This window comes from Paenibacillus sp. FSL L8-0502 (assembly GCF_038593055.1).
Taxonomy (GTDB): Bacteria; Bacillota; Bacilli; order Paenibacillales; family Paenibacillaceae; genus Paenibacillus; species Paenibacillus polymyxa_D.
Genome location: NZ_CP151958.1, coordinates 4368474 through 4380360 on the forward strand (window position 1 = coordinate 4368474; position 11887 = coordinate 4380360).

The 11887-nt window shown below is 45.6% G+C and carries 9 protein-coding genes and 2 riboswitches; of the genes, 6 read left to right on the forward strand and 3 right to left on the reverse strand.

All coding sequences use genetic code 11. The features are described 5' to 3' along the window. Positions 1-15: 15 nt before the first annotated feature. The gene (locus NSQ57_RS18990; protein WP_069011256.1) at positions 16-840 is read right to left on the reverse strand and encodes an MIP/aquaporin family protein; all 825 of its coding nucleotides are present in this window, start codon (positions 838-840) and stop codon (positions 16-18) included. Positions 841-1158: 318 nt separating this feature from the next. Here NSQ57_RS18990 and NSQ57_RS18995 point away from each other — a divergent pair, with 318 nt between their 5' ends. From NSQ57_RS18995 to NSQ57_RS19015, 5 genes are all read left to right on the forward strand, one after another. Beyond that, positions 1159-2640 carry a PTS transporter subunit EIIC gene (locus tag NSQ57_RS18995; protein ID WP_029518394.1) on the forward strand — a complete coding sequence of 494 codons (1482 nt, stop codon included), beginning with the start codon at positions 1159-1161 and terminating at the stop codon, positions 2638-2640. Between the two features lie 197 nt (positions 2641-2837). Next, complete coding sequence (locus tag NSQ57_RS19000; protein WP_342425160.1) at positions 2838-4121, forward strand: extracellular solute-binding protein; 1284 nt, start codon at positions 2838-2840, stop codon at positions 4119-4121. 33 nt (positions 4122-4154) lie between these two features. Next, entirely contained in the window at positions 4155-5030 is an 876-nt protein-coding gene (locus NSQ57_RS19005; protein ID WP_340956590.1) for a sugar ABC transporter permease, read from the forward strand. Positions 5031-5052: 22 nt separating this feature from the next. Continuing rightward, positions 5053-5880 carry a carbohydrate ABC transporter permease gene (locus tag NSQ57_RS19010; RefSeq protein ID WP_250240135.1) on the forward strand — a complete coding sequence of 276 codons (828 nt, stop codon included), beginning with the start codon at positions 5053-5055 and terminating at the stop codon, positions 5878-5880. A gap of 148 nt (positions 5881-6028) precedes the next feature. Next, positions 6029-7201: an iron-containing alcohol dehydrogenase gene (locus NSQ57_RS19015; protein WP_340956596.1), complete on the forward strand. Its 1173-nt coding sequence runs from the start codon at positions 6029-6031 to the stop codon at positions 7199-7201. A 57-nt stretch (positions 7202-7258) separates the two neighbouring features. Here the strand turns inward: NSQ57_RS19015 and NSQ57_RS19020 are convergent, their stop codons facing one another. Then, positions 7259-8677: a sodium:alanine symporter family protein gene (locus NSQ57_RS19020; RefSeq protein ID WP_340956598.1), complete on the reverse strand. Its 1419-nt coding sequence runs from the start codon at positions 8675-8677 to the stop codon at positions 7259-7261. A 160-nt stretch (positions 8678-8837) separates the two neighbouring features. Then, positions 8838-8932: riboswitch (glycine riboswitch) on the reverse strand. An 18-nt stretch (positions 8933-8950) separates the two neighbouring features. After that, positions 8951-9027: riboswitch (glycine riboswitch) on the reverse strand. 165 nt (positions 9028-9192) lie between these two features. Next, the gene (locus NSQ57_RS19025) at positions 9193-10650 is read right to left on the reverse strand and encodes a glycoside hydrolase family 1 protein (protein ID WP_069011251.1); all 1458 of its coding nucleotides are present in this window, start codon (positions 10648-10650) and stop codon (positions 9193-9195) included. A 213-nt stretch (positions 10651-10863) separates the two neighbouring features. Between NSQ57_RS19025 and NSQ57_RS19030 the strand changes: the two genes are divergently transcribed. Beyond that, positions 10864-11835, forward strand: coding sequence for a LacI family DNA-binding transcriptional regulator (locus tag NSQ57_RS19030; RefSeq protein ID WP_029518387.1), 972 nt, complete (start codon positions 10864-10866; stop codon positions 11833-11835). Positions 11836-11887: the final 52 nt, after the last annotated feature.

Below are 11887 nucleotides of genomic sequence, written 5' to 3' on the forward strand. Positions count from 1 at the left end.
GTAAATCCATCGTTTTTACGCTGTAAGTTTGTGATCCGTTTTATGATTTTTATAAGTACGACTCATACGGAAGGTAATCAAGAGTACAATCACGATGATCCCTAGTAAAATCCAGAAAGCCGGAGTCACACTCCCCTTAAAAACAGCCTGATAAAACAGCCCTGCGAAAGATCCACCCAACAGAGGCCCTACAATGGGCACCCAGGCATATTTCCAGTTGGATGCTCCCTTACCGGGAATCGGTAGTAAATAATGCATCAGACGCGGCCCAAAATCCCTCGCTGGATTGATGGCATAGCCCGTTGTGCCTCCAAGGGATAAACCGATACTGACAACTAAAAAACCAACAATCAGCGGTTTCAGGCCGTCTGTAAATGAATTGGCGCCAAACGACAGTAAAGCAAGAACAAAGATGAAAGTACCTATCATTTCACTAAGCACGTTGGCAAACGGATGATCAATAGCTGGTCCTGTCGCGAATACACTGAGTTTGGCTGCTGTGTCCTCCGTCTCTTTCCAGTGGGGCCAATAATGCAAAACGACGATGATCGCACCCGCCATGGCCCCAAGAAGCTGAGCCACAATATAGCCGGATACATCTTGCCATGGAAAACTACCCTGAAATGCCAACGCGAGTGTAACTGCCGGATTCAAATGCGCTCCGCTGATTTGACCCACTGCATACACCGCAATAGCTACCGCAAGCCCCCAACCCATTCCGACCACAATCCAGCCGGAAGCGTGGGCAAATGACTTTTTCAGGGACACCCCTGCGCACACTCCGCCACCTAGGGCAATAAGAATCATTGTCCCTATGAATTCGGCTGCGTATGGCGACATACAACCTACCTCCTCAATAGATCACCCGATTTTGATCGCTTTCATCGCACAAAAAAAAGAAAAGCCATCACAAATCAACCCTGTGCTGTACCATGGGATGTCTGCGTGGCTCTCTTGTCTCCGTCACGATTATTAACTTAAATTTGATACTATATAAGCATGTAAGCGATGTCAACTGCGGATTTACGTCATTTCATAGCTTAAAATAATCGTTGACCATGTTAGATCCCCCGATTTATGATGTAAAAAAATGGGCACAAGTAAGGATTTCAGGATGAATACGACACTCCCAAACTCGATGAAGAAGGGAAGAATGTTATGCTGAAATTTCTGCAAAAAATCGGCAAGTCGTTAATGCTTCCAGTAGCTACTCTACCCGCCGCAGGGATTTTGCAAGGATTAGCTCTGATTAATTATGAAACGGATATACCGTTTGGTCCCGTAGTTGGCGGATTTCTGAATCATTATGTCACTCCTTTTCTGAACGAGGGGGCGGGGGCTATCTTCGGTAACCTTGCGCTCATTTTCTCCATTGGTGTTGCCATTGGTCTGGCAGGCGACGCAGTAGCCGCATTATCGGCAGTCATTGCCTATATGGTGTTGACCCGTATTTTGGCGGCAGTGCCGGGTATATTTGCATATATTCCAGACGACGTCAAGCTGGACATGGGCGTATTGGGTGGTATTTTTATCGGTGGATGGTCTGCTTTTCTGTTTAAAAAATATCATAATATTCAGCTCCCGGATTGGCTTGGCTTCTTCTCAGGCAAACGTTTTGTCCCCATGATTACCGCCTTCACGACCATGATTCTGGCCATTCTGCTCGGAATGATCTGGAGTCCGGTACAAGATGGGATTGCAGCCTTCGGCAACTGGATTGTCGGGTTTGGCGGAATCGGATCAATGGTATTCATGATTGCCAATCGGCTGCTGATCCCGCTCGGTTTGCATCATGTACTAAACTCAATCGCGTGGTTTCAGATTGGTAACTACACGAATGCAGCTGGCGAAGTTGTTCATGGTGACCTGACCCGTTTCTTTGCAGGCGATAAATCAGCTGGTCTATTCATGTCCGGTTTCTTCCCTATTATGATGTTTGCTCTCCCGGCAGCCGCTCTCGCATTCATCCATACGGCTAAACCGGAAAAACGTAAAGCCGTCGCTTCCATTTTCATCGGTTCTGCGCTGGCATCGTTCCTGACCGGAATTACCGAGCCCCTCGAATTTTCGTTTATGTTCATTGCACCATTGCTTTACGGCGTTCATGCTCTGCTGACAGGCCTGAGCGGCCTGGTCGTATACCTATTGGATGTCAAACTGGGCTTTTCCTTTTCAGCAGGACTCATTGACTATTTGGTCAATATGAAGCTCTCCACTCACCCATTGCGAATGATCCCGGTCGGGCTTGTCTTCGCCCTCATCTATTACTTTCTGTTCCGATTTATCATTCTCAAATTCAACCTAAAAACTCCTGGGCGTGAAGATGATGGAGAAGACAGTCTCCTGTCTGAGGCTAACGAATCTGTACCCAATAAAAAAGCAAACGCTACATCCGACACTCCGTCCAGTCAGGCAGGCAGGGTACTAACCTATCTCGGCGGTTCGGACAATATCCTAAGCATTGATGCCTGCATCACACGGCTGCGTCTTGTCGTCAAAGACGACAAAGCAGTTAACGATCAAGCTCTCAGGCAGCTCGGAGCGTCGGGAATCATCAGGCTTGGTAACGGTACCCTGCAGGTTATTTTCGGGACTCGGTCCGAAATTCTGAAAGATGAAATACTGCGGTTGATGTCATGAGCTGAATCCCTAACTTAAGTACGTGCGTTCTTCATATAACAGACGCACGTGCTTTTTTTTATGGATAAACGTTTCAAATTTTTTGTTTTTGGTTAAGGCAATGCACATAAATGGGTAACAGCTTCATATGATGGAGCTAAACCATTTACAACTTGTTTAGCAGGCAGATTATCTCAGACAGCAAGGAGGGAAATGATGTGAAGACAGTACAATGGTTGGTATTATGTCTTGCTTTTCTCACTATGTTCAGTGCTTGTAGTGGACCCTCGTTCTCTGAAAGTCAATCATCTGAAACTAATTTGTCAAATGGAAAAAAGATAACGCTTACATTATGGTATTGGAACCGTTCCATTGATGATGAACTACTCGCCCAAGCGGAAAAACACTTTCCCAACATTGAATTAAAAACTCAAAAAATAGGTGGTGACTTCAAAGCTAAACTGAAGACAACGCTCGCAGCTCGTTCTGGTGAACCAGACATCGTAGCTCTGAACGACTGGATGGTGGAGCTATTTCCAAGTGCGGATCGTTTTTATGATTTAAGGGAGCTCGGAGCAGACCGCCTAAAAGATCAATATTTGGAATGGAAATGGAATCAGGGGATCACTCCTGATGGTAAAATGATTGCATTTCCCATGGATACTGGGCCTACTGCCCTCTTCTATCGAAGCGATCTATTTGAGCAAGCAGGCTTGCCTAGTGATCCTGAAAAGGTTAGTGCCTCGATCCGCACATGGGATGATTACATGGCAGCCGGAGAACAACTTCAGCAGAAATTCGGAAGCCGTTCGTTTTTGGCCGATAATATTGTAAACGTTTACAATCAAGTGCTCGCTCAGCATACAAACCTCTACTTCAAGCCGGATGGCAGCTATATTGGCAATCAATCTCCTGACATCCGTCTGGGCTGGAAAACCGCTGTCGATTTCCACAAGAAGCATCTGCTCGCCAATGCGGATGGCTGGACTCCCGAATGGAACGCTTCGGTCAATAACGGCAAAATTGCCTCTTTTGTAGGGGCTGTTTGGATGAAGCAAGTTCTCACAGAGGCCGCGCCGGATACAGCGGGCAAATGGAGAGTCGCCCGTGCTCCTGGAGGAGACGGCAACCTGGGTGGTTCTTTCATTTCTATCCTCAAATCCAGCAAACATCCCAAAGAAGCCTTTGAAGTCCTGACCTGGCTGCAAAACCCGGAACACCAGTTGGAAGCCTACCACAAAATCGGACTGTTCCCGTCCACTCCCGGTGTCTTTGACGATCCTATCATGGGAACACCCGAGCCTTTCTTTGGAGGTCAGGCCACCGGACTCATCTTCGCCGCCTCCGCACAAAATGTGAAAAGCAGCTATTTCGGCGAGCGCTATCCTGTCATCCACGGCATTGTGACCCGTCGCCTTGCTAATGTCGCCAAACAGGATGCCAATTCCGATGTATTATGGACGGAAACCATGGAACGAATCGAACGGGAATTACAGCGATAAAAAAACAAAATTCAAAAAAGGCGTGTGGACAATATGCTGAGAGAAATCTGGAAGCACCGTGCCGTTTATGCTGCGATCTCGCCGTTTTATCTGCTGTTTGGCATCTTTGGACTGTTTCCGATTGGTTTTTCATTATACCTGGCGTTTCACAAATGGGACGGAATCGGAGACATGACCTACAACGGCTGGGGCAACTTTCGCTACCTTGTAACAGATCATGAATTTTGGCAGGCTGTAGGCAACACCTTTGTGATCTGGGTGTATGCAACGATTCCAATGCTATTCTTCGCACTGATTATTGCCTTCCTGCTTTATGCCCCTTTTGTGAAAATGCGCACCTTATGGCGAGTTGGATTCTTCCTGCCCAATGTGACGTCTATTGTGGCTGTTGCCATCATATTTGGTGCCTTATTTGCCAACAATTTCGGATTTCTCAACTACCTTCTGCAACTCTTGGGACTGCCCATGGTTCAATGGCTGAATGTGCCATGGGGTATCCAAATTGCCATTTCTTCTATGGTCGTATGGAGATGGATGGGCTATAACGCAATCATCTATCTGGCCGGACTTCAGAGTATTCCGCATGTGCTGTATGAGGCCGCCAAAATAGACGGAGCAACCGGAGCGCAAGCTTTTTTCCGCATCACTATCCCCATGCTGCGCCCAGTCATTCTGTTTACGGTCATTACGTCCACCATCGGCGGTATGCAACTCTTCACCGAGCCACAGGTCCTGGTCGGTAATGACGGCGGTTCCGGGGCAAGTGGCATGACCATCGTTTTATACCTGTACCGCGAGTCGTTCATTAACAACTATTTTGGATATGGTGCAGCCGTCGGATGGGGCATGTTCCTCATCATTGCTCTATTCTCCATCATCAACTGGAAACTTGTTCGAGGTAAAAAATAACGATGGGAAGGAGCTTCACAACATGATGCAGACACGTGCAAAATCCTTTGTTTTATATGCCGGATTGTTGGTGGGAATCATCCTGTCGATGTTTCCATTTTACTGGCTGATCGTCATGGCAACCCGTACAACTTCAGACATCTATCGTTTTCCACCGCAATTGTGGTTTGGTAGCCACTTCTTGGATAACATAACGAGAGTATTGCAGCAGATTAATTTTGCCGGAGCCTTTTTTAATACCCTTTTTGTAGCCGGTTCTGTTACCCTATTGGTTCTGTTTTTCGATTCACTGGCAGGTTTTGCATTCGCCAAGTTTGATTTTCCGGGCAAAAAAGTGCTATTTATCGTTCTGCTAGCTACAATGATGGTCCCTTCACAACTTTCGCTTGTCCCCTCCTTTGTCATGATGGCCACCTTTGGATGGGTAGGTACGTTCAAAGCGCTTATTATCCCGGGGATGGTAAATGCCTTCGGCATTTTCTGGATTCGTCAATATGCGGAAGAATCCATTCCAAAGGAGCTGCTGGATGCGGGGCGGATGGACGGATGCAGCTTTTTTCGGCTGTACTTGAATGTAGCACTGCCTATTCTACGTCCTGCGTTCGCTTTTCTCGGCGCGTTTACCTTTATAGGAGCCTGGAATGATTATTTATGGCCGTTAATCGTCTTAACGGATGAGCGTAAATTCACACTCCAGATTGCACTGTCACAATTAAACGGGATATACAATACGGATTATGCGATGGTCATTGCGGGCACCCTGCTTGCTGTACTGCCACTTATAATTTTATTTCTTTTCATTAGCCGCCAGTTTATTTCCGATCTTGCCGCCGGAGCGGTCAAAGATTAGATTTATTTGAATTCCCTTATTCATTTCATGTATAATAGTTAATCGTCATTTCAAATAGCTTACATGGTAAAGTTAGGTATTCAACAGGCAATCAGGTTAAGCGATTTACGATTTGAACATGAACTATGAACTGAGGGGAACTTTCCAGATGAACAAATTCACATATTATAACCCCACCAAATTAATATTTGGAGACAATCAAATTGAAGAACTGCAGCAGGAGCTGCTGAATTACGGCAAAAATATTTTACTGATATACGGAGGCGGAAGTGCCAAGCGAAATGGTCTGTATGACCAGGTATTAAACGCGTTAGAGCCGCTACATCTTAACATTCATGAATTGTCCGGCGTAGAGCCGAATCCGCGCTTGTCCACCGTTAAGAAGGGCATCGACATTTGCCGAAATGAAAACATCGACTTCTTACTTGCAGTAGGCGGCGGAAGCGTTATTGATTGCACCAAAGCCATCGCAGCAGGGGCTAAATATGACGGCGATGTGTGGGATATTATCAACAAAAAGCACATGCCGACCGAGGCTCTACCATTCGGCACCATCCTCACACTCGCCGCCACCGGTTCAGAAATGAATCCGGATTCTGTCATCACCAACTGGGAAACGAACGAAAAATACGTATGGGGCAGCGCGGTGACGCATCCGAAGTTTTCGATTCTGGACCCAAAAAACACCTTCTCTGTGCCACGTGATCAGACGGTATATGGCATGGTGGATATGATGAGCCATGTGTTTGAACAGTATTTTCACAATGTTAAAAATACACCGTTGCAAGATCGTATGTGCTTTTCCGTGCTGCAAACCGTGATCGAAACTGCACCTAAACTGCTGGAGGATTTGCACAACTACGAGCATCGTGAAACGATTTTATATGCCGGAACGATTGCTCTTAACGGAACACTGCAAATGGGCTACTTCGGGGACTGGGCTTCGCATACGATTGAACATGCATTATCTGCTGTATATGATATTCCTCATGCTGGCGGTCTGGCGATCCTATTCCCCAACTGGATGAGACATACGGTCGATCAGGATGCTGCACGCATGAAACGGCTGATGCTCAGCATGTTTGACTTAGACACCGTAGATAAAACAGATAGAGAAATCGCTTTGGAGGGTATTGACCGTCTTAGTGCATTCTGGACAAGTCTCGGTGCCCCTTCCACCCTGGCCGATTACAATATTAATGATGAGCAATTGGAAAAAATTGCAACCATTGCAGCCCGTGAAATGGAATATGGAGGCTTCGGTAATTATAAAAAGCTGAATCAAGAAGATATTTTAGCTATTTTGCGTGCATCGTTATAACATTCAAAAGGGAGTGTCCTCAAGCCTGTGATGGCTGAAGGCACTCCCTTTTGGAATTTATGAATTAACCGTGTGTCCCTTTTCTTCTACTTGAATAGCTGCCCCTACACTGGCACCTGCAAGAATGCCCTTTTTCTTACTAGAATTCAGAGAATCCATATAGATTCGGGTTTCTGCAACGACAATGCCTGACAAACCAAGCAGTGCAATCAGGTTCGGGAAAGCCATCATTGCGTTAAAGATATCTGCCAGCAGCCAAATGGCTTCCAACTTGATGAACGCACCTCCTGCCACAAGTGCGATGAACAAATAACGGTATGGTTTAATCCATTTGACACCCAGTAAATATTCAACACAACGTTCCCCGTAGTAATTCCAGCCCAGTATCGTTGTGAATGCAAATAAAATAAGGCTAATCGTCACGAGTTCTGCACCAGCCGGAAAGGCACTGGAAAACGCATGCTGGGTCATCAGACCTCCATCGTCATTTCCACTCCATATTCCCGTAACCAGCAACGTAAATCCCGTCAGATTACAAATAATCATCGTATCGATAAATACGCCTGTCATGGATATCAACCCTTGTTCTGCAGGCCATTTCGTCTTAGCAGCAGCTGCTGCAATTGGCGCACTTCCCAAACCGGCTTCATTAGCAAAAATACCTCTGGCAACTCCACTTCGCATCGCCAACATAATCGTCGCTCCGGCAAATCCACCCGTTGCAGATGTGGTCGAGAAGGCCCCTTGTAATACTAAAGCAATCGCATGAGGAAGCTCTCCTGCAAACTTAATGAGTACAATTAAGCAAACTACGATATAGAGCCCCGACATGAATGGAACAATCTTTGTGGATACCTTGGCAATACTTTTGAGTCCTCCAATCGTAACAACAGCAGTTAACACGGAAATAATGATCGCTGTAACTACCGTTGGCACTCCAAAGCTACTTTCCGTCGAAGAAACGATAGCCTTTACTTGCGGAAAAGTACCGATTCCAAATAGGGCTACAAGAACACCAGAAAAGGCAAACAACATCGCCAGCGGCTTGAAACGGCGGCCAAGTCCATTTTCAATATAATACATCGGACCACCCGAAAATTGTCCGTTCCGGTCTTTAACACGGTATTTAACGGATAATAATCCTTCCGCATATTTGGTTGCCATCCCGAAAAAAGCTGCAACCAGCATCCAGAATAATGAACCGGGCCCACCCAGCTTGATCGCTGTCGCTACGCCAACAATACTTCCTGTACCTACAGTAGCTGCCAGTGCCGTACTCAATGCACCGAAGCTGCTTACATCTCCGCTACCTTCGTCCGGCGCTTTACCAATTAGCTTGAGCGCCAAAGGCAATCGAATAACCTGAAGCAGCTTCAAGCGGATCGTTAGCCACAACCCCGTGCCCATCACGAGAATAAGAAGCGGCGCTCCCCATATCCAGCTGTCAATCGTTTCTAACACATGTACCAAATTCATTTTCAACCCGCTCCTCCAACATATTAGAAAACAAAAAAGAGTCAAATCAGCTGATTCGACTCCTGGAGAGGTTAAAGGCACGAAAAAATACAACCATCTTGTGCAGGTTTCTGCCTCTAATAGCTCATAAAAAAGCCTAGGGCATTCCCTGTCACAGGTTATTCGCGTCTCTGTCCTTTTGCCTGAGAGTTTAAGCAGATGTTCTCTGCGGTGCACCTTCGGCGCCCAATTAAGGGTCTCTCCAGAGTTCTGTCCGTTTACGGTCCCCGCTTGTGGCTGTAAACAGCCTAAGCACCTGAGAGTTTTGCCCCTTCGGTCGGAACTTTCGTTCCATCTCCCGCAAACATCAACCAGACATATGAAATTTTTATTCATTATACAGAAAACTTTCAGCTTATTACAAGTGAAAAGTTTGTGAAGCCCTCTGAAATATTATTATGTCTATCAAAAAAGCGGGTACAGCAGATTGCATCCTTAGGATGTCCTCTGCTATACCCGCCCGAGACGATATGAAATTACAATTCTTCACCATTGGTTGCTATCACATTTTTATACCAGTTAAAAGAGTCTTTTTTGGAGCGTTTGAGCGTTCCGTTACCGTCATCATCCAGATCAACGTAAATAAATCCGTAGCGCTTGGACATTTCGGAAGTAGACATGCTCACAAGGTCGATAGGGCCCCAGTTGGTGTAACCAATCAGATCAACACCGTCGGCAATCGCTTCCTTCATTTGGACAATATGCTGACGCAAGTAATCAATGCGATACGTGTCATGCACAGAGCCGTCCTCTTCCACCTTATCATATGCACCCAAGCCATTTTCCACGATGAACAGAGGCTTTTGATAGCGATCATAAAACGTATTCAGTGTAACACGCAGGCCGATCGGATCGATCTGCCATCCCCAGTCGGAGGATTGCAGATACGGATTTTTCACGCCGCCAATCAGGTTTCCTGCTGCTTTCTCGCCTTCTGGACCTGCCGATACGGTCAAGGTCATGTAGTAGCTAAATGAGATAAAATCAACCGTATTATTTTTCAAAATTTCGTCATCGCCGGGTTCTGTCTGGATCACAATATTATTTTCTTCAAAATAACGATTCATATAGTTGGAATATTCCCCACGGGCATGCACATCCGTAAAGAATAGGTTCATCTGATTTTCATGCTGGGCTTTCAGTATATCCGCTGGGTTACACGTATGTGGATAGCTTTCTATACGTGCCAACATACAGCCGATCTGAGCACCCGGGATGATCTCATGTCCCCGTTTGGTTGCCAGTGCACTAGCTACAAATTGATGATGCAATGCTTGATATATCGCTTGCTGTTTGTTTTCTACACGGTCAATAACCACACCGCCACCGGTGAACGGACTCATGGTCATTACATTGATTTCATTAAAGGTCAGCCAGTATTTTACTTTATCCTTATAGCGTGTAAACACCGTTTCGGCATAATTGACGTAATGCTGTATGACTTCACGACCCAGCCAGCCATTATACTTCTGAGTCAGACCTAGCGGTGTTTCATAATGTGACAATGTTACCAAGGGCTCAATATTATATTTGCGCAGCTCATCAAATACATTGTCGTAGAATTGCAATCCTGCTTCATTCGGCTCGTGATCATAGCCATTCGGGAAAATCCGCGACCAGTGGATGGACATACGAAATACTTTAAAGCCCATTTCAGCGAACAATGCAATATCTTCTTTGTAGTGGTGGTAAAAGTCCACACCTTCACGTTTTGGGAAACGGGCATTGACTTTGCCTGCCAAAATGTCTTCGAGTCGCTCGGACGAAATCTCTATAGCGTGATCGTTCTTACGTTCCGCTTTGGGTACATAAGCAATCATGTCTGCGCTGGACAAGCCTTTTCCATCTACGTCAAAAGCACCTTCCAATTGGTTGGCTGCAGTTGCCCCGCCCCACAAGAAGTTTTTCGGAAATCCTTTTAGCATCTTCGTCATGGTATAAAGACCTCTTTCCGTATATAAGATTTTTACTTTGGCCTAAGTAATCCCATCAAATGCTGCAAATGTGAATCCATACCTAACGGTAACCGTTCTCCTTTGAAATGCATTGACAGATGCTTTAAAATAGACGTAATGCCCTCATAAGCATCCTAATTGTTGTAACGCGTTTCATGTCAAGTATTTTTTTCTTATGTGAGGAGAAGCTCCATGTCGAATCTTGATCAAATTGCAAAACTGGCGGGCTTTTCCAAGGCTACGGTATCCAGAGTATTAAATCAGTCCCCCCATGTCAGTCATGAAACAAGAGCTAAGATTTTGAAAATCATGCAGGAATTAGATTATGTTCCTAATCGGAATGCCATTTCCCTATCCAAGGGTCAGACGCTTCAGATTGGTATCATCACTTCAACGATTAATGAAATTGTTCTTGCTTTTCTGGACAGCTTTGTAGAAATCGCCGGACAATATGAATTCCAGACCATTATTTATACTTCGGGAGAAGACAAAAAGAAAGAGCTTCAAGCTTTTGAAGATTTAAAAAGAAAAAGAGTCGACGCGCTGGTCATCATTTCCTGCGTGAATGACACTGATTTTTTGAGTACCTATTGTAAATATGGCCCAATCGTGGCCTGGCAACGAATGGAGCATACCGATATTCGCTCCGTGGCAATGGATCAATATGAAGGTTACATGCTAGCACTAAAGCATTTGATACAAAAAGGCTATACTCGTATAGCCAATGCTTTTGGCCGTCCGAGCAGCATCAATACCCATAGCAGACAACGAGCCTATGAACAGATCATGAGTGAGCACAATCTGCCAGTGTTGCAACACTGGAATCACTCTTCAATTTATAATATCCGTGATGGCGAACAGGTCGTACGGGATTTGTTACAGCATCGGGGGGAATTCCCAGAGGCTATTTTATGTGCTAACGATTATGTAGCCGTGGGCATTCTCTGCGAAGCACGCAGACAACGGCTGAACGTACCGGGAGATCTGGCGATTGTTGGGTTTGATAACACGGAGCTGTCGCATACGTTGGGGATTACAACGATTCAAAATCCCATCATGGCTCAAGCACAAAATGCCTTTTTCATGCTTTCCCCCCAGCTGATTGGACGCCAAATGGAGCTTCATTCGCTAGAGTACAGCCTCATTGAACGTACGACCACATAAGGTAACGCTTTACTTGCAAATTAGGCAAAAGGGCCTTGATATAAAATCTTTT